Here is a 20,566-nt window from a genome sequence, read left to right as displayed (position 1 = left end):
CCCAGATGTCCCGTACAACGTCGTACGGAACAACGGCGGCGCCTGTCCCCTCCCCCCGACCGGAGGGCAGGCGCCGTCGGCTTTTCTCCGCCGATCGCCGCTACCAGCCGTCCCGTTCGTCGGGGAAGCGCCGGCCCAGCTGCCGTGCCAACTCCCGTGCCGGCGCCGGCACGGCCCGCGGCGACGGGGCGGGAGCGGGGCGGAAGTCGTGCACCGGCGGGCGCCAGGCCGACAGGTCGATCCGCTGGTCGCCCAGCGGCAGCACCCACCGGGGGTCGGCGTGCACCCGCAGCACCTGGGCCTCCATCTGCGTCCAGGCCCCCTCGAGCACGGTCGGTTCACCGACCCGGCGCGCCTCCAGCTGGACCGGGCAGTTCAGCAGCCGCGGCGGGCGGACCAGCTCCGACGGCTCGGTCCAGGGCGCGTCCGGTGAACCCGGGCCGGGGCAGGTCTCCTCCTCGGCCGGGCCCGGGGCCTGGGGGAGGTTGAAGACCACATCCGGGCGCACCGCGAGATTGCGGGCGGTACGGCCGCGCGCGGGCAGCGATACGCACACCACCGGGCCGAGTTCCCATCGGATCCGCAACGTCACCAGCGCAAACGTCCCGTCGTCATTCTCCGTGGACAGCACCGCCGGCGCGCTGGAACTGTTCTTCTCCCACACGCCTTCCATGCCTTGAGGATAGAAGCCGGACGATTCGGTGCTCACCGAAGTGCAACAAGAGATTACTCTCTGCACATGAACCGATGGGATGTCGACCAGGAAAGCACAGTGGAAAGCCCTGACGTTGCGGCCCTGGCGCAACTGCTCGCGGACCGCACCCGTGTTGCCATCTGCATGGCCCTGCTGGACGGCGGCACCTGGACGGCGGGTGAGCTGGCCGAGTACGCCGCCGTGGCGCCCTCCACCGCCACCGAGCACCTCAACCTGCTGGTGGCGGGCGGCCTGTTGGCCGAGGAACGGCAGGGCCGCCGTCGCTACGTCCGGCTCGCCGGACCGGACACCGCCGAAGCGCTGGAGAACCTCGCGGGCCTCGCGCCCTACCGGCGGGTCCCGGTCCGCTCGCTGGTCGAGGCCAACCACCGCAAGGCCCTGCACCACGCCCGGACCTGCTACGACCACATCGCGGGCGGGCTCGGCGTGGCGATCGCCGACGCGATGGCCCGGCGCGGCCTGCTGGCCCGGGACTACGGCCTCGTCCTCACCGCCGCCGGCACCCGCTGGCTGACCGCCCTCGGCGTCCCCGACACCTGCCCCTCCGTGGCCCACCGGGCCCACGTCCGCACCTGCCTCGACTGGACGGTGCGCCGCCAGCACCTCTCCGGTGCGGTCGGCGCCGCCCTCTACCGCCACGCGCTGGACCACGAATGGGTCGTCAAGGCGCCCACCACCCGCATCCTCACCGTCACCGAAGCGGGCCGCGCGGCCTTCCGCGACCACCTCGCCCTGCCCGACGGAGCGCTGACGCCGTCCCTGACGCTCCCGGCGCCCCGCTCCTGACCGCAGCGCCGGCTCGGCGCGGACCGTCAACGGCGGGGCGGGCCGGGCCCGTTGGCGCCGCGCGCCCGGCCCGGCTACGCGTCGTCGGCCGGCCGGGCCGGGAAGCCGCCCGTGGCGACCGGCCCCCACCGCAGCGGGGTGACGCGGATCAGCGACTTGCCCTGCTTGCGCATGGCGGCCCGGTACTCGTCCCAGTCCGGGTGCTCACCGGCGATGTTGCGGTAGTACTCCACCAGCGGTTCGACCGAGTCCGGCGCGTCGATCACCTCGGCCTCGCCGTCGATCTGCACCCACGGGCCGTTCCAGTCGTCCGACAGGACGATCACGCTGACCGACGCCACCCGCCGGGCGTTGCGGACCTTGGCGCGCTCGGGATACGTCGACATCACCAGACGCCCGGAGTCGTCCACGCCGCAGGTCAGCGGCGAGCCCTGCGAGGTGCCGTCGGAGCGGCGGGTCAGCAGGATCGCACGGTGACGGGGGCGGACGAACTCCAGGAGTTCGGGCAGCTCGACACGGGTGTTGCGGGCAACGGAAGGACTCATACCGCGAGCCTAGATGAGCGAGTCCGAAGTCCCGCCTTCCCTCGGGCGGGCGACGGGACTTCGGACTCACTCGTCCGGGCCGTGTCGCGCGCTCCGGGGCCGAGGCCGGCCCCGGGCATCGGGCTCTCACCCGGCCGACAACTGCTTGCCGGTGGCCGCGTCCACCACCTTGCGCCCGTCCAGGGCCTTGTCCAGCGTCAGCTTCACCTTGTCCGTGGCCAGCTGCTCGGTGCACATGCCCTTGGCGCTCTTCTTCTTGCCCCAGCCGGAGACCACCACGATCCCCTTCGCCTCGTGCTTGCGCGCGCCGAAGTGGGCGTCACAGGCGCTGTGCCCGACCGTCACGGTGATCTCCCGTGCCCCGTCGGCCTTGGGGCGCTCCGCCGAGACCAGCGGCAGCACCGCCTCGTGCCGGCCCTTGACCGGCGAGACCTTCGGCCAGTCCCGCACTATCTGGTCCGCCCGCTTCTCGAAGGCGTCCGCCTTCTTCGCCGGCGGATCGGCCGCCACCCGCTGGGTGTCCTTGGCGCAACCGGTCAGCGCGACGGTACCGGCCGTCGCCATCGCGAGCACGGTGGCGAGCGTACGGTGGGGGGTGAGCGTTCCTCGCATGACATGCCTCCTCGGGTCACGGATGTGACGTGGCGGCGGGCGGCCGGGTTCCCCCCTTCTGAGCGAGCGGTCCGCCGTACGTCCCCGGGCACGGCGGCGGCCTCCCGTGTACGGCCGTCCGCCGTCGGCGCAATCCCGGCCCGGTGCATCGGGCGACGGCTAGCGTCCGGGGCATGGAACCACGCGACGCACTCGTCGAGATCGCCCCGGGCGCCTGGCAACTCCCGTTCGCCGTGGGACACGTGTATGTCGTCGCCCTCCCCGAGGACGGCTACGCACTGGTCGACACCGGTGTCCCCGGGTCCGCCCCCGCCGTCCTCGACGCCCTGGCCCGTCTCGGCGGCCGACCGCAGGCGCTGCGGCAGATCCTGCTGACCCACTCCCACCTGGACCACATCGGCTCGGCGGCCGACCTGGTCGCCGCCACCGGCGCCCGCGTCCTGGCCGGCGCCCTGGACGCCCCGGTCATCCGCGGCACCGCCGCCGAGCCCCCGCCCCGGCTGACCGAGCGGGAACGTCCGCTGCACGAGGGGATCATGGCGGAGTTCGCCGCCGCCCGGGTCCCGCCCGCGGCGCCGGTCGGGGTGGACACCGAGCTCCACGACGGCGACACCCTGCCCGGCTGGCCGGAGCCGGTCCGGGTGCTCCACGTCCCCGGCCACACCCCCGGTGGCATCGCCCTGCACCTCCCCGAGAGCCGCCTGCTCTTCCCCGGGGACGTCATCGGCGCCGACCCCGACGGCCGGCAGGCGGTTCTCGGCCCGTTCAACGTCGACCGGGAGGCGGCCGTCGCGTCGTTCCGTCGGCTGGCGGCCCTGCCGGACGTCGACACGGTGTGCGTCCCGCACGGCGGACCGATCCGCGACGACGCGCGAGCGGTGCTGGCGGCGGCGGTGCCGGAGCGGGACTGGCGCTGAGGTACGGCGTCAGCCCGACTCGCGGGCCTCGAGGTGGAAGGTGCCCAGCCGGTGGACCGCGGGCGCGGTGCCCGGCTCGCGGATCAGTCGGCCGACCAGCCCGGCGACCCTTTCCGGCGGGATGATCTCCGCGCGGACCGTGGTCAGCCGGGGCCGCAGCAGCCGCCCCAGCAGCAGGTCGTCGGCCCCCACCACGGCGATGTCCCCGGGTCCGCCGCCGATGGTGTGGCCCGCGTCCTGGAGGGCGCGCACCAGCAGCATGGCGTACTCGTCGTTGTACGCGAACACCGCGTCCAACCCCAGACCGGGCCATCTCCCGGCGAGCCGGGAGGCGGACTCCTCGGTGAGGGCCAGGTCGAGGGGGCGCACCTCGGCGCCGGGGCAGTCCCGGGCCGCGGTGCGTACGCCCGCCAGACGGGGTTCGGCGAAGGGCGCGAGGCCGGGTTCGGCGGGGCGGACCACGCCGATCCGGCGGCGGCCGCGGCCGAGCAGGTGGCCGCCGGCCCGCACCCCCGCCTCGTGCTGGTCGAGCAGGAGGGTGTGGGCGCCGGGGGTGCCGGGCGGGCCGTGGGTGAGGACGGCGGCGGTACCGGAGCGGCGCAGGAGCGCTACGGCGTCGGCGTCCAGGGGCGGTCCGTGCAGGGTCATCACGGCGGCCGGGCGCAGTTCGGCCCAGGCGCGGACGGCCTCCAGCGGTCGGGCGGCGGGCGCGCCGTGCAGGACGCCGGTGTAGCCGAGCGCGTGCAGCGCACTCTGGAAGCCGGCCAGGAACGAGCTGAAGAGGGGGCCGAAGGCGGGGACCGCGTCGGCGGGGGCGGCCAGGAGGACGATGCTGCCCCGTCCGGCCCGCAGGCTGCGGGCCGCGGCGTGCGGGACGTACCCCAGTTCCTCCGCGGCGGCCCGGACCTTGGCCTGGGTCCGGGCGCCGACACGCCCGGCGGCCTGGCCGTTGAGGACGTAGGAGACCGTCGCGCGCGACACCCCGGCGCGGCGCGCAACGGCCGCGCTGGTCGGGGGTGTTGGGAGGGCCTGCGGCCCGGCTGCGTCAGTCATGCTGCCGGGCATCCTCGCACAGGGGTTTGTGCGCCGCGCGGTGGGCCCGGGGCACCGTCGCGACACGGTTGACACGTGTAACCTCGGCGCATGCAGTTGCATACCCATGAGTGGGGCACCGGGGGCCGGATCGCGTTGCTGGTCCACGGGATCATGTCGGACCACCGCACCTGGCACCGGGTCGGCCCGGCCCTCGCCGACCGGGGGTACCGCGTCATCGGCGTCGATCTGCGCGGCCACGGCCGCAGTCCGCGCGGGGAATACGGCGTCGAGATGTACGCCGAGGACCTGGTGGACACGCTCCCGGCCGACGCGGAACTGGCCCTGGGGCATTCGCTGGGCGGTCTCGCGCTGTCCCTCGCCGTGGCGCGACTGCGGCCGCGGCGCGCGGTCTACAGCGACCCGGCGTGGGCGCTCGGCGGCTCGGGCCAGGTGGTGGACCCGGCCGTCTTCCTGTCGTTCAAGAGGGCCGGGCGCGAGATGATCCGGGGCTTCAACCCCCGCTGGGACGAGGCCGATATCGACCTCGAACTGGCCACCGTCGCCGACTGGGACACCGGCACCGCCCTCGCCCTCTCCGGCGCGCACCTGGTGGACCGTACGCCGGAGCGGCCCCTCGTCCCGTCCCTGGTGCAGATCGCGGGGGAGGGGTTCCTCTTCACCCGGGAGGCGGCCAAGGAGCTGCGCACCCGCGGCTTCGAGGTGCGCACGGTGGCGGGCGCGGGCCACACCATTCACCGCGACGACTTCGAGGGGTTCATGACGGGGCTGGAGGGCTGGGTCTGACCGGTGCCCGGCGGCGCCGGCCGGTCACCCCACCCCGGGCTCCGGCCCCGCCGGTGCCTCAGGTGTCGCAGTCCAACACCGTCCGGCACAGCCCGCAGCGCGCCCGGAGCCGGCCGCGGACGGGCACGCGGATCCGCTGGTGGCAGACCGGGCAGGGGAAGGACACCCGCAGCGGTGCGGAGCCCTCGAAGCGGTAGCCGTCGGCGGAGGTGCGGGAGGGGCCGGTGCGGTCGGCGCTCCGGGCCAGGCGGCGGTCCTTGGCATAGCGCAGGCGGGCGGCCCAGCCGGCCGCGGCCAGCGGCGGGCGGCGGGCGTCCTCGCGGGCCCGTGCCGCGCCCTTCGTGTACGCGTCGTACGCCTGCGGGCTGGTGAACCACGGTGCGGGGTCCTCACCGAAGAACTCCGCGCGCCGGGCGAGGACATAGCCGAACTCCTCCGGCGTGAGATAGCCCAGCTTCTGGGAGAACGGGCCGTGCTCGCGGTAGGCGTCCAGCAGCAGCCAGCCCGCGCCGAGGTAGGTGGCGGCGGTGTCGGTGAGGATCTCGTTGTCGCGGGTGCCGGGGAACTCCAGGTCCAGACGGTGCAGACAGACGTGTGTCACCTCGTGGGCGAGCGCGGCGCCGATGTCCTTGCGGTGGGTGACGAAGCGCTCGTTGAGTTCGATGAAGTACTCGGGTCCCGCGGTCAGTTCGACGTTCGCGGCGTGTTCCATCTCGCGGAAGGAGACGATGACGCGGGCGTCCGGCAGATGGAGGTGGCGCACCATGGTGTGGGCCACCCGCTGGGCTCCCAGGTGGATGTCCTCGGTGTCGTCGAAGGCGACGTCGACGGGCAGCACGCTGGTGTCGAAGGTGCTCACCGTGTCGTACGACAGCCGTGTGAAGAGCGCCGTGAGGGCCGAACGCACCGTGTCGAGATGCGGAAAACCGTGCGCGATCGCCCTGTCGTCCGTTGCCACCCGGCCACTGTACGGGCGGTGGGGTTCGTCCGGTATGGGCTGTACGTGGTGTGAGTGGCGCAAGGGGCAAGGCAGTTGGCCGGATGCGCACTCTTGTTCTCTGAACGCTCGCTCCACATAATCACAGGGCGCTTTACGGACTCATCCCCCACTGGGTTCGGACGCCTCGCGGCGTGCTGCCTTCTTCCGCGTCATCTCTGCGGCGGCCACGTCCGGCTCCGGTGTTGGCATGGGCTCGTCATCAACGTGCAACCCCCCACGAAAGGAAGCCCGTTGCGCCCCCACCTGAAGCACCTCAAGAGAGCCACCGCCGTCGGCGCCGTCGCCCTCGCCGCCTTCAGCCTCCAGGCCGTCTCCGCCTCCGCCCACCCCGCACCGGACAACGGTGGCAGCCACACCAAGGTCGTCGGCGGCACCAAGGCCGACCAGGGGGAATTCCCCTTCATGGTGCGCCTGTCGATGGGCTGCGGCGGCGCGCTCTACGCCAAGAACATCGTGCTCACCGCCGCTCACTGCGTCGACGGCAGCGGCCCGAACACCTCCATCACCGCCACCGCCGGCGTGGTCGACCTGGAGGACTCGAAGGCCGTCACCGCCAAGTCGACCGAGGTCCTCCAGGCGCCCGGCTACAACGGCAAGGGCAAGGACTGGGCCCTGATCAAGCTCGACAAGGCGATAGACCTGCCCACCCTGAAGATCGCCGAGGACGACAAGCTGAACAGCGGCGACTTCACCATCGCCGGCTGGGGGGCCGACAAGGAAGGCGGCGACCAGCAGCGCTACCTCCTCAAGGCCACCGTCCCGTTCGTCGACGACGCCGCCTGCCAGAAGGCGTACGGCGACCAGCTGACGCCGGGCGACGAGATCTGCGCCGGCAAGCTGGACACCGGCGGCATCGACACCTGCCAGGGTGACTCCGGCGGCCCGATGTTCCGCAAGGACGACGCCGGGGCCTGGCTCCAGGTCGGCATCGTCTCCTGGGGCGAGGGCTGCGCACGGCCCGGCAAGCCCGGTGTCTACAGCGAGGTGAGCACCTTCGCCAAGGACATCAAGGCGGGCGCCGACAAGCTGGGCGGCTGACCGCGACCACCTGTGCGGGGTCCGGGGCGCGCGCCCCGGACCCCGCGCCGTCGCGCCGTGGGACCGTCAGCTCGCGGGGACCTGCCCGGGCTCGGTGGGTACGGACGGCCCGGTGTCCTGGGCCGGAGTGCGGCGGGGCCGGGTTGTGCCGCGTCCCTCGGTGCCGGCGTCGGGCCTCGGGGCGACCGCTCGCGGCCGGCGTGCCTTCCGCGGCGGCGTGGAGAGTACGACGAGAGCGCCGACGACGAGGGCGATGCCGGCCCATCCCGGCAGCGGCAGACGTTCGCCGACAACCAGCACGGCCAGCACGGCGGCGACGGCGGGTTCCAGCAGGGAGAGCGTGGTCGCGGTGCTCGCCGGGACGTGCACCAGGCCCCGGCCGAACAGGACGTAGCCGATGAACATGGGCACCAGGGCCAGGTAGGCGCCGACGGCCGCGTTCGACCAGGAGCTGAGGAGCGGGGCGCCGGTGGCCAGCAGCACGGGCACGAGCAGTACCCCGCCCAGCCCGAAGACGCTGCCCATCGCCGCGCCGGAGGAGACACCGCGGCCGATCAGCCGGTGTGCCGCCCAGGAGTACAGGGCATAGGTCAGCCCGGCCACCAGGCCCAGCCCCACGCCGAGCACGGCCGACCGCGCGGAAGCCGCCCCGGCGGAGTGCGACGTGGCCGCTTCGGCCGCGCACAGCAGCACCGTCCCGGACAGGCCCAGGGCGGCGCCGAGCATCCAGCGGCGCGTCAGGCGGCGCCCGTCCACGGCGCGTTCGATCAGCGCCGAGGCGAGTGGGGCCGAGCCGATCGAGACCACCGTCCCGGCGGCGACCCCGGCCAGGTGCATCGAGCCGTAGAACGCCGCCGGGTAGACCGCCACCGCCACCGAGCCGAGCAGCACCACGCCGCGCTGCGCACGCAGCCCGGACGCTTCCCGGGCGATACGGGGGGCGGCGATCAGGGCCTGCAGCAGTCCGCCCAGGCCCATGGCGACGGCGCCGATCGCGAGGGGCCCCACCGCCGGGGCGAAGGTCGCCGCGGTGCCTGTGGTGCCCCACAGCACCGACGCCACGAGCACGTACAGCGACCCCACGGCCGCCGGGCCGACCGCCCGTCCGGGGGGCCGCATCACAGTCGGTCCATCAGATCCGCCGCCATCGTCCGCGCATGCTCCAGACGGGTACCCGCGCCCTCCAGCCCGGCGCGTGCCACCGCGCCCTCCAGCAGGAACGCCAGATGCTCCGCCACCGCGCGCGCGTCCTCGGGCCGTCCGGGCAGCACGTCCTCGAGGTGCCCGGCGAGCAGGGACTCGACGTCCTCCTTGTGCCGGCGCACCACGGCCCGCCCCTCGTCGCCGGCGGGCAGCTCGGCAGCCGCGTTCAGCAGACCGCACCCACGGAAGCCGTGCTCATAGGCGAAGGCCGCGTGATCGGCGTACGCGTCGAAGACGGCGAGCACCCCGCCGCGCCCGTCCTCGACCCCCTCCAGTCGCCGCCGGTACAGGCCCAGCCACTCCTCGTGCCGCGCGTCGAGGTAGGCCATCACCAGATCGGCCTTGGAGGAGAAGTTGTTGTACAGGCTCATCTTCGCCACGCCCGCCTCGGCGGTGATCGTGTCGATCCCCGTCGCCGCCACGCCGTCCGCATAGAAGCGGCGCGCCGCGGCGACGAGCAGCCGCTCGCGTGCGCTCCCGCGCCGCCTCCTGGGTGGTGTGGCCGCAGCACCGGTATCGCTCATCACGCTCCCTTTCCGATATTAGGTAGGTCAGTCTACCTAATATCCGGTCGTCCGCACTCCGGGCGGAGCTTCGGCCCGACGGCGAGCGCGTCTGCCGAGCGACCGGAGAGCTAGGGGCCGTACGACCGGGACCGGGGCTCGACGGGCCGGGTCGGTGAGTCGGGTGGGGTTTCGCGGATCCCGGTCGGGTCCAGGACCCCTGCGCGGGGTGTGACCTCCGGTGAACTCCGCCGGTCGGATCCACGGGTACACCGGGCGCGATGCCTCTTGTGCGGCATCGGACCGGCGACCGGAGGTCGGGGCCGGGCGCGCCCGCCGCCCGTTAGTCCAAGTCCTGTCCCTCCTTTGTCCATAGGCGCCCGCCCGGCCCGCACCGCACGCTGTCCGGCGACAGGCAGTGCAGGTGCGAAGGAGGACAGTGCGCGTGAACGAACAGTCAGGGCCCAGCCGCAGAAAGGTCGTCGCCGCCACCGCGCTCGCCGGGGCCGCCACGGCGCTCCCGCTCGGCGCGCACCCCGCCGCTGCCGCGCCCCGCGCCGCCGAGGCCGTGCTGCGCTCCGACGCACTGGAGGTCCGGGTCGACACGGCCTTCCCGCGCATCGTCTCCTACACCGACCGCGGCACCGGCCACGTCCTGCACGGTCAGGAGACCGCCGTCACCCAGGTCCTCATCGACGGCACCGCCCGCACCCCGAAGGTCACCCACCGGGCCCGCGCCGACCGCGCCGCCTACACCCTCGCCTTCGACGGCGGCACCCGGATCACCGTCGAGATAGCCGTCGAGGACCGGCAGGTCACCTGGCGGGTCACCGGTATCGCGGACACCGCCGCGCTGCGGGTCGGCACCCTCCAGATTCCCGACCTCGCGCTGCTGAGCGTCCGCAGCGACCAGCCCGGCGCCACGCTGCTGGCCGCCCGGATCGACCTGGACCGGGCCAAGAGCGGCGACACCCTGATCGAGGTCACCGACGACACACCCGTCGAGGCCGCGCCCACCGGATGCGCCTACGCCGTCGTCGCCACCGGAGCGCTGGCCGCCGGCCTCGAGACCAACACCGTCTACGACAAGCCCGCCGGAGCCACGACCTGGGAGAACGGGCGACTGTGGCGCCAGACCGTCCGCGGCGACGGCTTCGTCAAGGCACAGCTGTCCTGCGGTCAGTGGACCCACCGGGCGGCCGGCCAGCCCCTGGACGCGACCGACCCGCTGCCGTACGCGACCGTCGTCGTCACCCGGGACCGCAACGGCGACGGCACGGCCGACTGGCAGGACGGCGCCATCGCGCTGCGCGACGTCATGGTCGTGCCGCTGGGCGCCGACGAGCAGCATCTGCGGGTCGTCCCGCACATCCCGTACAACTTCGCCAGCCAGGCCACCACCCCCTTCCTGGCCGCGCTCGACAACGTCAAGCGGATCGCCCTGGCCACCGACGGCCTGCGGCAGTTCACGCTGGTCAAGGGCTACCAGTCCGAAGGGCACGACTCCGCGCACCCGGACTACGGCGGCAACTACAACAAGCGGGCCGGCGGCCTCGCCGACCTCAACGCCCTGGTCCGGGCGGGAAAGAAGTGGAACAGCGACTTCGCCGTCCACGTCAACGCCACCGAGTCCTACCCGGTGGCGCATGCCTTCTCCGACACGCTGGTCGACAAGGACGACGAGCAGTGGGACTGGCTCGACCAGTCCTACCGCATCGACGCCCGCCGCGACCTGGTCTCCGGCGACATCGCCCGCCGCTTCGCGCAGCTGCGCAAGGAGACCGACCCGGCGCTGAACACCGTCTACCTCGACGTCTTCCGCGAATCCGGCTGGAACTCCGACCGTCTCCAGCGGCATCTGCGCGACCAGGGATGGCAGGTCGCCAGCGAATGGGGACACGGCCTGGAGCGCTCCTCGCTGTGGTCGCACTGGGCCAACGAGACCGACTACGGCCCGGACACCTCCCGCGGCATCAACTCCCGGCTGATCCGCTTCCTGCGCAACCACCACAAGGACGTCTTCGCCGACAAGTGGCCCACGCTGCTGGGCTGCGGGCGGATGGGCAACTTCGAGGGCTGGGTCGGCAAGACCGACTGGCACGCCTTCCACAAGATCATCTGGACCGATGCGCTGCCCGCCAAATACCTCCAGGCGTACCCGATCAGCACCTGGGGCGCGCACGAGATCACCTTCGAGGGCCCCACCAGGACCTCCGTGACCGACGCGGACGGCACCCGGAAGATCACCACGGACGGGCGCCTCGTCTACGACGACGGCGCCTACCTCCTGCCCTGGGAACCCCGGCGGGCCACCGACCCGGACAAGCTCTACCACTACAACCCCCGTGGCGGGAAGACGAGTTGGCAGCTCCCGCGCGACTGGTCCGGCGGCGGCGCGGTGTACGCCTACCGGCTCACCGACCAGGGCCGCACCCAGGAGACCCGGATCCCGGTCAGCGGCGGACGGATCACCCTGACCGCCGAGGCCGGCACCGCGTACGTCGTCCACCGCACCAAGGCCCCCGCACAGGGCGGCCCCGGCTGGGGCGAGGGCACACCCGTGACCGACCCCGGCTTCCACGCGGCCGCCCTCGACGGCTGGCAGGTGACCGGGCCGGCCTCGGTCGAACTCAGCGGTCCGGGCGACTACGAACTGGTCGTCCCGGCGGGCGCCGCGGCCACCGTCGCCCAGCGACTCGCCCGGCTCGCCCCCGGCGGCTACGCCGCCTCCGTACAGGTCGAGGTCGGGGCCGAGGCGGGGGAGCGGCGGCGCGCCGGACTGGAGGTGACGACCGCCGACGGCGTCCGGGCCGCCAACTGGACCGAGACCTCCACCGCCGTCAACTACGTCGCCGCCGACCGCAAGTCCACGACCCGCTTCCAGCGTCTGTTCACCTTCTTCACCGTCCCCGAGGGCGGCGGCCCGGTCACCCTCGCCCTGACGGCGGCGGCGGGCAAGGCGCGTGTGCGGTTCGACAACGTACGGGTCGTCCCCGCCGTGCGCAGCGTCCGTGAGGGCACCGTGTGCTACGAGGACTTCGCGCAGGTGCCGCAGGGCTGGGGCGCGTTCGTCAAGGGCGATGCGGGCGACGTCAACGACCCCCGCACCCATATCGCCCAGCGGCACGCGCCGTTCACCCAGCGCGGCTGGAACGGCAAGGCGATCGACGACGTCATCGAGGGCACCGAATCGCTCAAGTCGCGCGGCGAGAACAGCGGTCTGGTCTACCGCACGGTCGCCCACACCGTCCGCTTCGCCGCGGGCCGCCGCTACCGCGTCACCCTCCGCTACGAGAACGAGAAGGCCGGCCAGTACGCCTGGGTCACCGCCGTCGACGAGCCCGGGGCCCGCGAGCTGAGCCGCACCCCGCTGCCCGTCGCCACCCGGCCGGCCGGCCACACCTACGACTTCACCGCACCGGCGGGCGGCGAGGCATGGGTGGGACTGCGCAAGGTCGGGGACGACGGGAAGGCGGAGTTCGTGCTGGACTCCTTCGAGGTGCGGGAGCTCTAGGGGGTGTCCGTGATCCCTGGGCGCGGCCTCACCCCTGCGGGTGCGGCGGTGCGCAGGGATACAGTCCGGGCGTCCCCTCCGCCGTCCCCACCAGGGGCGGGGCGCCCTCCAGTTCCCAGACCAGGAGGTCGTTGTCACCCTCGCGCAGCACCGGGCCCGGCACGAACAGGGTGCGTTGCGGGCCCACGTCCCAGTAGCGGCCCAGGCAGAAGCCGTTGACCCAGGCGAAGCCGCGGGTCCAGCCCGGGAGCGCGAGCTCGGCGTCGCCGGGGCGGGCCCCGAGGGGCAGGGTGCCGCGGTAGAGGCCCGGCCGCCCGTCCCCGTCCACCGGCCCGAAGGGCACCTCGGCCGTCGCCACGTCGGCCAGCCGCAGCCCGCGTGCCCGGACCCCGTGCAGATACTGCCGCTCGTGCAGCAGGCCCCCGGTGACGCCCTTGGGCTCGCCCAGCCGCGGACCGTAGTTGACCCGGCCCAGCGACTCCACCCACAGTTCCACCGAAGCGGGCCCGCACACCTCCCCGACCAGGGCGTCCTCGGTGTCCAGGGCGGCCACCCGCACCCCGTCGACATACGCCACCGCCCGGTCCCGCAGCCCGCGCACCCGCAGCGGGTACGGGCCGCGCGGGCCGGGTACCTCGACGCGGTAGCGGACCACGCCCCGGTCCACGCCCAGCTCCTCGAACGTCGCCGGGCCGCCCGCCGTGACCTCCGGCCCGCCCAGTGCGTCCATCACCTCGGCGGCCGGCGCCCATTCCCCGACCACCGCGCGCACCGGCGCGGCCAGTACCGGCGGCGGCTGCGGGACCGCCGGCAGCGGGCCGTCCGCGTACGGGGCCAGCACCTCCCGGAACCGCCAGAACTTCTCCGTCGGGCGGCCCCGCTCGTCGATCGGCGCCTCGTAGTCGTAGGAGGTGGCCGTGGGCAGCAGCGCCCCGTCGTGCAGGTCACCCGCGCGGTTCGCACCCGCCCAGCCGCCGAAACTGGTGCCGCCGTGGGCCATGTAGAGGTTGACCGAGCCGCCGCCCTCCAGGATCTCGCGCAGCGCCGCCGCGGCGTCCTGCGGCGCACGCGGCTCGGCCCGCCGCCCCCAGTGCGCGAACCAGCCGCACCAGAACTCCATGCACATCAACGGTCCCTGCGGCCGGTGCCGGCGCAGCGTGGCGAACGCCTCCCGGGCCCCGGAGCCGAAGTTGACGGTGGCCAGCACGCCGGGGATCGAGCCGCCGGTGAGCATGTGGTCCTCGGGCCCGTCCGAGGTGAACAGCGGGACCCGGACGCCCAGCGACCGCAACCGGTCGGCGAGGTGCGCCAGATACACGTGGTCGCTGCCGTACGACCCGTACTCGTTCTCCGCCTGCACCATGATCACCGGGCCGCCGCCCGGTCCGCCGGGCCCCGAGGTCTCGGTGCACTGCCGCGCCACGACCTGCGGCAGCAGCCGCGCGAACCAGGCGTCCACGGCCCGGAGATACGCCGGGTCCCGGGTCCGCACCCGCCGCCCCAGCGACCCCGTCAGCCACTGAGGCAGCCCGCCGTTCTCCCACTCCGCGCAGATGTACGGCCCCGGGCGGACGATCGCCCACAGCCCCGCCGCCTGCGCCGCGTCCAGGAAGCGCCCCAGCGCCTCGGGGTCGTGGAAGCGGCCGGGCCGCGGCTCGTGCAGATTCCACGGCACATACGTCTCGACGCAGTTCAGGCCCATCGCCCGCAGCATCGCCAGCCGGTGGCCCCACTGCGCCTCGTGCACCCGGAAGTAGTGCAGTGCTCCGGACAGCAGCCGCACCGGCCGCCCGTCCCGCACGAAGTCCCGCTCGCCCACCTCGAACTGCGCCACGTCTCCCCGCCCTCGCCGCCACCCCTGGTGTGTCCGGTCACCGGTCACCCTCGCCCTCTGGCGGCGCGGCGGTCCATGGACAAAGATCGGCGTTGATTGGACGGAGCGGCGGCGGCAGCACGCAGGCGACGGGAGGCACGGCGTGTACCACACCTGGATGCGGTACTTCACCCCGAGCCCGGTCCACCACCGGCTGGGACTGGTGTGCCTGGGCGTCGGGCTCCAGCACGGCACCCTGCCGACGGTCGGGCCCCGCACCCTCGACCACCACGTCGCCATCGTGATCAGTGCCGGCCGCGGCTGGTTCACCGGCCCGGACGGCCGCCGCCGGACGGTGACCGCGCCCGCACTGCTGTGGATCATCCCGGGCGTGCCGCACCACTACGGCGCCGATCCGGAAACCGGCTGGGACGAGAGTTTCGTCGACTTCGCCGGGGCCGCCGCCACCACCTACACCGAGCTCGGCTACATCGAGCCGGACCGCCCGCTGGTACCGCTCGCCGACACCGCCCAGGCCCGCGCCGCGGTCGGCCGGATCGCGCGGGCGGCCCGGCGCGGCAATCCCCTGCTGGAGGTCGAGACCTCCGCCGCCGTCCACGAACTCCTCGTGGTGCTGCGCCGCGCGCGGGCCGATACGGACGCCGACGGCGATCCGGTCCTGCAGGCCCTGGCCCGCGACGCCTTCCTGCCGCTGTCGGTCGCCGAACACGCCGCCCGGCACGGCATGACCCCGGCCGAACTGCGCACCGCGGTGCGCCGGGGCGCCGGCTGCAGCCCCAAGGACTACCTCCTGGGCATCCGGCTCGGTCGGGCCAAGGAGCTCCTGGTCGCCACCGAACTGCCGGTCGCCGCGGTGGCCCGCCGGGTCGGCTATGACGATCCCGCCTATTTCAGCCGCCTGTTCGCCCGCCGGGTGGGCACGGCGCCGGTGCGCTTCCGCGACCGGCAGTCCCGCAGCGTCCCGGGCGGCTGGTCCACGCAGATCCCCGACCCGGACAACCCGCCGCTGGTCGGCGGGTGAGGGACGCCGGGGCGGGTGCGCGCGCCGGCGGACCTCAGGGCGAGACCTCCTCCAGCGTCCGTCCCGCCGTCTCCTCGCAGAACCCGGCGGCCACCAGCGCCCCCAGCAGCGCGACCCCGCCGAGCATCGCGAAGACGCCCGGCAGCCCGGCGGCGGTGGCGTGGACCGCACCGACCACGATCGGCCCGAGGATCACGCCGACCCGGTTGAGGGCGCCGCCGACACTGCAGCCCAGGGCTCGGATCCGCGTCGGGTACAGCTCCGGTGTGTAGAGGTAGAGACAGATGTTGGAGCCGAAGAAGCACACCGCGGCCAGCGAGGTCCACACCAGCACCTGGAGGGGGGTTCGGGCCCCGAGCGCGGCGAGGACGAGGAGGACCGCGGCCGCGCCGCCCAGGAAGAGGGCGAAGACGCGGCGCCGGCCGATCCGGTCGACGGTGAGCGCGGCCAGCAGACAGCCCAGCAGTCCGGCGACCGAGGTGACGGTCGAACACAGCAGCGCGTTCGGCAGCGAGAGGCCGAAGCGGGTGCCGTAGATCGTCGGGAGCCAGGACGTGATGCCGTAGTTCACGAAGTAGCCGGTGAACCACAAGGTGCCCACGACGAGGGTGCGGCGGCGACAGCGGCCGGTGAACAGTGCGCGCAGGCCGGAGGCGGCGGTCGGGGAGGGCGGGGGAGGGGCAGCCGCCGCGGGGGCCGGCGCGGGTGGCAGCGGCCGCCCCGTCGCGGCCGCCACCTTCGCCTCGATCAGGTCCATCGTCGCCGCCGCCTCCGCCGTCCGTCCGCGATCGGCCAGCCAGCGCGGCGACTCCGGCACCGTCCGCCGCACCAGGAAGCACAGCGCTCCGGGCGCCGCGGCCAGCGCGTACATCCAGCGCCAGCCGAGCAGGGGCACGACCCACGCGGCGCACAGCGCGCCGACGGTGAGCCCGGCGGGGAAGACCAGTTCGTAGAGGAGCACGAAGCGGCCGCGCCCGTGGCTGCGGGTGATCTCGCTGATGAAGGTGGCCGCCACCGGCACCTCGCCGCCGATGGCCAGTCCCTGCACGAACCGCAGCAGCATGAAGGTGCCGGGCGCGGGGCTGGCGGCCAGGGCGAGCGAGGCCACGCCGGAGGCGCCGATGCACAGGGCGATGACCTTGACCCGGCCGATGCGGTCCGCCGCCCGCCCGGAGAACAGCGCGCCGATCAGCATGCCGGCCGAGCCGATGGTCAGGACCAGGGTGGACTCCGCCGTCGACAGGCTCCATTCCTGGCGCAGCTGGGGCATCGCGTAGGCGATCAGTAGTTGGTCGAAGGCTTCGAAGAAGGTCACCACGCCGATGACGACGCGGACGGTGACGTGCCAGCGCGACAGCGGGAGGCGTTCGAAGCGGGCCGCGATGGCGGCGCGGGTGGCGCCGGCGTCGCGGTCCGGGGAGGTGTCGAGGCTCATCCGGGATTCCTCCAGACCCGCGCGAGCGGCGGGTGAGGGACGGGGGGAGGGGCGCGGGGGGTGCGGGGCCAGGCCGTCGGAAGTTCGCTCGGTGTCCCGTCCATAAGCGCAAAGTTTCTAAGGGCTTAAGTTCTACCGACCCGAGGGGTGTGGTCGTCAAGGGTTTGACCAACCGAACTTTTTCCGTGTCCGGCTCTTGTCAGAAAATAATTAAGTGCTTAGATTCTTGGCGCTGAAGCAATTAGGGCGGCTTCCGGCACCGGCGGGCACCGCCGCCCGGCCCGTGTGCCCACTCGCCCCGCCCGATCGACCCACCGTCAGGAGGCCGCCGATGACCGTCGAGCAGCCGGTGCAGGCTCCGGTGCCCGCACCGGAATCCACCCCGGACCGGATACTCGTCGCGGGGGAATGGCGGCGCGGCGGCGGCGATCCGTTCGAGACCACCGACCCCGCCACCGGCCGCACCCTCGCCGTCCTGACCGCCGCGGACACCGCCGACGTCGACGAGGCCGCCCGCCGCGCCGCCCGGGCGGCCGCCGACCCCGCCTGGCGCGCACTGCCCGCCCACCACCGCGCCCGGCTCCTGCACCGCATCGCCGACGCGATCGACGCCCGGGCCGCGGACCTCGCGGCCCTCCAGACCGCGGACACCGGCAAGGCGCTCACCGAGACCCGCGCCCTCGTCGCCAGCGCCGCCGGCACCTTCCGCTACACCGCCGCCGCGCTGGAGACCGCCGAGGAGGCGCTCACGCCCTCGCGCGGCCCCTACGTGACGATGAGCGTGTACGAGCCGATCGGCGTCGTCGGCGCGATCAACCCGTGGAACTCACCGCTCGCCGGCGACGCCCAGAAGCTCGCCCCGGCCCTCGCGGGCGGCAACGCCGTCCTGCTCAAGCCCGCCGAGTGGACCCCCCTCGTCTCCCTCGCGCTCGGCCGCCTCGTCACCACCGCGCTGACCGAACTCGGCCTGCCCACCGCCCTGTTGTCGGTCCTGCCCGGCCGCGGAAGCCTGATCGGCGACGCGATCGTGCGCGACCCGCGCGTCGGCAAGGTCACCTTCACCGGCGGCACGGCGACCGGCCGGACCCTGGCGCACGCCGCCGCCGAGAAGCTCATGCCCCTCTCGCTCGAACTCGGCGGCAAGTCGCCGACGGTCGTGCTCGCGGACGCCGACGTCGAACAGGCCCTGGCCGGGGTGATGTTCGGGGTGTTCTCCTCCAGCGGGCAGTCCTGCATCGCGGGGTCACGGCTGTTCGTGGCCCGCGCGCTGTACGACGAGTTCCTGGCGGAGCTCGTCGCACGCGTCAAGGCGTTGCGGGTCGGCCCGGGCACCGCCTCCGACACACAGGTCGCCCCGCTCGTCCACCACGAGCACCGGGACTCGGTCGCCGCGTACGTCGACCTGGCGCGCGAGGAGGGCGCGCGGGTGCTGTGCGGCGGCGCCGCGCCCCAGGGCCCCGAGTACGCGGCCGGCGCGTACTACCTGCCCACCGTCCTCGACGGCCTGCCCAACTCCGCACGCACCTGCCAGGAGGAGATCTTCGGCCCGGTCCTGGTCGCCCTGCCCTTCGACGACGAGGACGACCTCGTACGCCAGGCCAACGCCTCGGTCTACGGCCTGGCCTGCGGCATCTGGACCCGTGACCACCGGGCCGCGTGGCGGATCGCGCGCCGCGTCGACGCGGGCACCGTCTGGATCAACACGTACAAGCAGTTCAGCATCTCCACGCCCTTCGGCGGCATGAAGGACAGCGGCCTGGGCCGGGAGAAGGGCCCGGTCGGCTTCCGCTCCTACCAGCGCCAGAAGTCCCTGTACTGGGGCACCTCCCACGCCCCGCTGCCCTGGGCCCACTGACACCCCCGGAGAACCCGATGCACCGTCCCCCGATCGCCCGGCTGCGCGCCCTGCGCTCCGTCGAGCTGCTCACCCCCTCCTTCGCCCGGGCCACCGACTTCTACGCGGACGCCTGGGGCCTGGAGGTCGTCGAGTCCGAGCACGGCGCGAGCTGGCTGCGCGGCACCGGCCCCGAGCACCACGCCCTCCACCTCACCCGCTCCGACCGGACCGGCCTCGGCCGGCTCTCGTTCGCCGTCGCCACCCCGGCGGAGGTCGACGAGGCCGCCCGGCGCCTCGAAGCCCGCGGCATCGCCCCGGTCACCGGACCGGGGCCGCTCGACCAGGTCGGCGGCGGCTACGGCCTCCGCTTCACCGACCACGAGGGCCGGCTCATCGAACTGTCCGCGCACACCTGGGCGGTCGAGCCCCGTGGCCGCGACGGCGCCGTCCCCGTGGGCGTCACGCACGCCGTCCTCAACACCACCGACATCGACGCGTCGGTCGCCTTCTACCGCGACGTGCTCGGCCTGCGCGTCTCCGACTGGTCCGAGCACCAGATGGCGTTCCTGCGCTGCAACGCCGACCACCACTGCATCGCCTTCCACCAGGCCGCGTGGGTCTCCCTCAACCACGTCGCGTACGAGATGAGTTCGGTCGACCACTTCATGCGCGGCCTCGGGCGCCTTCGCCACCACGGGGTCGTCCCGCAGTGGGGCCCGGGGCGGCACGGCCCCGGCAACAACACCTTCTCCTACTTCACCGACCCGACCGGCCTCGTCTGCGAGTACACCTCCGAGGTCGCGCAGGTCGAGGAGGACCGGTGGATCGCCAGGGTGTGGCGGCGGGTCCCGGAGCTGTCCGACCTGTGGGGCACCGCGGGCGCGCCGTCACCTCTCATCCGCCGCCACATGGCGGGCACCGCGGACGGCAGTCCGGTGCAGGCCCCCGCCGACGCCGAAGGAGTCCCCGCATGAGCACGCTGAAGGTGGGACTCGTCGGCTGGGGCGCCATCGGCCGGGTCGTCGGCACCGCGCTGAGCGAACGGAACGTCCCCGGCGCCGAACTGACGTGCATCGTCGACAACCGGCCGCTCGGCGAGGCCGCCCCCGCACCGCAGGTCCCCTTCGAGGACGCCCTCGACCGCTGCGACCTGATCGTGGAGGCCGCGGGGCAGGGCGTCGTACGGGAATGGGGCGAGCGCGTCCTCACCTCCGGGACCGATCTGCTGATCGCCTCGACCGGTGCACTGACCGACCCGGAGCTGGCCGAGCGGCTCCTTTCGGCCGGCCCCGGCCGGGTGTACTTCACGGGCGGCGCGGTCGGCGGCCTCGACCTGCTCCAGGCCGTACGGTCCCTGGGCCCCCTGGACGACGTACGCCTGACCACCACCAAACTGCCCGGCACGCTCGAACAACCCTGGATGGACCAGGAGTTGCTGACACGGCTGCGGGCGGCGCGCGGCCCCGTCGAGGTCATGGCCGGCACCGCGCGCGACGTGCCCGCGAAGTTCCCCAGGTCGACCAATGTCGCGGCCTCGGTCGCGCTCGCCGTCGGCGACCTGGACGCCGTGCGGGTGCGGGTCGTCGCCGATCCGGGCGCCGGGCACACCCGGCACGTCGTCGAGGCGTCCGGCGCGCACGGCTCGTACCGCTTCGAGGTCGCGCATCTGCCCGACCCGGACAACCCGGCGACCAGCCAGGTCGTGCCGTACGCGGTGCTGCGCTCGCTGCACGCGCTGGCCGGGCGGACGGGGCAGATCCTGTGACC

18 protein-coding genes are annotated in these 20,566 nt (G+C 73.9%); 9 read left to right on the top strand and 9 right to left on the bottom strand.

Features of this window, described 5'->3' with window-relative positions; translation table 11 throughout:
- Positions 1–100 precede the first annotated feature (100 nt).
- Positions 101–673 (bottom strand): hypothetical protein, encoded by a 573-nt coding sequence (locus ACGFML_RS27790; RefSeq protein ID WP_393548182.1) that lies wholly within the window; start codon positions 671–673, stop codon positions 101–103.
- A gap of 66 nt (positions 674–739) precedes the next feature.
- Here ACGFML_RS27790 and ACGFML_RS27785 point away from each other — a divergent pair, with 66 nt between their 5' ends.
- Positions 740–1,501 (top strand): ArsR/SmtB family transcription factor, encoded by a 762-nt coding sequence (locus ACGFML_RS27785; protein ID WP_393548180.1) that lies wholly within the window; start codon positions 740–742, stop codon positions 1,499–1,501.
- 74 nt (positions 1,502–1,575) lie between these two features.
- Here ACGFML_RS27785 and ACGFML_RS27780 read toward each other — a convergent pair whose 3' ends face one another.
- Both ACGFML_RS27780 and ACGFML_RS27775 read right to left on the bottom strand, forming a co-directional pair.
- Positions 1,576–2,046, bottom strand: coding sequence for a PPOX class F420-dependent oxidoreductase (locus tag ACGFML_RS27780; RefSeq protein ID WP_393548178.1), 471 nt, complete (start codon positions 2,044–2,046; stop codon positions 1,576–1,578).
- A 126-nt stretch (positions 2,047–2,172) separates the two neighbouring features.
- Positions 2,173–2,658: a hypothetical protein gene (locus ACGFML_RS27775; protein WP_393548176.1), complete on the bottom strand. Its 486-nt coding sequence runs from the start codon at positions 2,656–2,658 to the stop codon at positions 2,173–2,175.
- 173 nt (positions 2,659–2,831) lie between these two features.
- Here ACGFML_RS27775 and ACGFML_RS27770 point away from each other — a divergent pair, with 173 nt between their 5' ends.
- Positions 2,832–3,575: an MBL fold metallo-hydrolase gene (locus ACGFML_RS27770; protein ID WP_393548174.1), complete on the top strand. Its 744-nt coding sequence runs from the start codon at positions 2,832–2,834 to the stop codon at positions 3,573–3,575.
- A 9-nt stretch (positions 3,576–3,584) separates the two neighbouring features.
- Here ACGFML_RS27770 and ACGFML_RS27765 read toward each other — a convergent pair whose 3' ends face one another.
- Entirely contained in the window at positions 3,585–4,628 is a 1,044-nt protein-coding gene (locus ACGFML_RS27765) for a LacI family DNA-binding transcriptional regulator (RefSeq protein WP_393548172.1), read from the bottom strand.
- Between the two features lie 90 nt (positions 4,629–4,718).
- On the opposite strand from ACGFML_RS27765, the gene ACGFML_RS27760 reads away from it, so the two are divergent.
- Complete coding sequence (locus ACGFML_RS27760) at positions 4,719–5,414, top strand: alpha/beta fold hydrolase (RefSeq protein ID WP_393548170.1); 696 nt, start codon at positions 4,719–4,721, stop codon at positions 5,412–5,414.
- 58 nt (positions 5,415–5,472) lie between these two features.
- Here ACGFML_RS27760 and ACGFML_RS27755 read toward each other — a convergent pair whose 3' ends face one another.
- The gene (locus tag ACGFML_RS27755) at positions 5,473–6,372 is read right to left on the bottom strand and encodes a hypothetical protein (protein ID WP_393548168.1); all 900 of its coding nucleotides are present in this window, start codon (positions 6,370–6,372) and stop codon (positions 5,473–5,475) included.
- Between the two features lie 273 nt (positions 6,373–6,645).
- On the opposite strand from ACGFML_RS27755, the gene ACGFML_RS27750 reads away from it, so the two are divergent.
- Complete coding sequence (locus ACGFML_RS27750; protein WP_393548166.1) at positions 6,646–7,452, top strand: S1 family peptidase; 807 nt, start codon at positions 6,646–6,648, stop codon at positions 7,450–7,452.
- Positions 7,453–7,518: 66 nt separating this feature from the next.
- On the opposite strand, the gene ACGFML_RS27745 is transcribed toward ACGFML_RS27750, so the two are convergent.
- Both ACGFML_RS27745 and ACGFML_RS27740 read right to left on the bottom strand, forming a co-directional pair.
- Positions 7,519–8,571, bottom strand: coding sequence for a DMT family transporter (locus tag ACGFML_RS27745; RefSeq protein WP_393548164.1), 1,053 nt, complete (start codon positions 8,569–8,571; stop codon positions 7,519–7,521).
- Positions 8,571–9,179: a TetR/AcrR family transcriptional regulator gene (locus ACGFML_RS27740; RefSeq protein ID WP_393548162.1), complete on the bottom strand. Its 609-nt coding sequence runs from the start codon at positions 9,177–9,179 to the stop codon at positions 8,571–8,573. The genes ACGFML_RS27745 and ACGFML_RS27740 overlap by 1 nt, the downstream gene beginning before the upstream one ends.
- Before the next feature lie 424 nt (positions 9,180–9,603).
- Here ACGFML_RS27740 and ACGFML_RS27735 point away from each other — a divergent pair, with 424 nt between their 5' ends.
- On the top strand, positions 9,604–12,672 hold the full coding sequence (locus ACGFML_RS27735; RefSeq protein WP_393548161.1) for an endo-alpha-N-acetylgalactosaminidase family protein: 3,069 nt from the start codon (positions 9,604–9,606) through the stop codon (positions 12,670–12,672).
- 28 nt (positions 12,673–12,700) lie between these two features.
- On the opposite strand, the gene ACGFML_RS27730 is transcribed toward ACGFML_RS27735, so the two are convergent.
- Complete coding sequence (locus tag ACGFML_RS27730) at positions 12,701–14,506, bottom strand: beta-galactosidase family protein (RefSeq protein WP_393548159.1); 1,806 nt, start codon at positions 14,504–14,506, stop codon at positions 12,701–12,703.
- Between the two features lie 142 nt (positions 14,507–14,648).
- Here ACGFML_RS27730 and ACGFML_RS27725 point away from each other — a divergent pair, with 142 nt between their 5' ends.
- The gene (locus ACGFML_RS27725; protein WP_393548157.1) at positions 14,649–15,527 is read left to right on the top strand and encodes a helix-turn-helix domain-containing protein; all 879 of its coding nucleotides are present in this window, start codon (positions 14,649–14,651) and stop codon (positions 15,525–15,527) included.
- Positions 15,528–15,561: 34 nt separating this feature from the next.
- Here ACGFML_RS27725 and ACGFML_RS27720 read toward each other — a convergent pair whose 3' ends face one another.
- The gene (locus tag ACGFML_RS27720; RefSeq protein WP_393548155.1) at positions 15,562–16,962 is read right to left on the bottom strand and encodes an MFS transporter; all 1,401 of its coding nucleotides are present in this window, start codon (positions 16,960–16,962) and stop codon (positions 15,562–15,564) included.
- A gap of 331 nt (positions 16,963–17,293) precedes the next feature.
- Here ACGFML_RS27720 and ACGFML_RS27715 point away from each other — a divergent pair, with 331 nt between their 5' ends.
- From ACGFML_RS27715 to ACGFML_RS27705, 3 genes are read left to right on the top strand one after another with little or no spacing between them, the layout of a single operon-like run.
- Positions 17,294–18,817, top strand: a complete 1,524-nt coding sequence (locus tag ACGFML_RS27715; protein WP_393548153.1) for an aldehyde dehydrogenase family protein — start codon at positions 17,294–17,296, stop codon at positions 18,815–18,817.
- Positions 18,818–18,834: 17 nt separating this feature from the next.
- Positions 18,835–19,773 (top strand): VOC family protein, encoded by a 939-nt coding sequence (locus ACGFML_RS27710; RefSeq protein WP_393548151.1) that lies wholly within the window; start codon positions 18,835–18,837, stop codon positions 19,771–19,773.
- Positions 19,770–20,564, top strand: coding sequence for an aspartate dehydrogenase domain-containing protein (locus ACGFML_RS27705; RefSeq protein ID WP_393548149.1), 795 nt, complete (start codon positions 19,770–19,772; stop codon positions 20,562–20,564). The genes ACGFML_RS27710 and ACGFML_RS27705 overlap by 4 nt, the downstream gene beginning before the upstream one ends.
- Positions 20,565–20,566 lie beyond the last annotated feature (2 nt).

Source organism: Streptomyces sp. NPDC048650, from assembly GCF_043199095.1.
In the GTDB taxonomy this organism is placed as follows: Bacteria; Actinomycetota; Actinomycetes; order Streptomycetales; family Streptomycetaceae; genus Streptomyces.
Note: the sequence above shows the minus strand (reverse complement) of the source record. Positions and strands in the feature narration are given on the sequence as shown.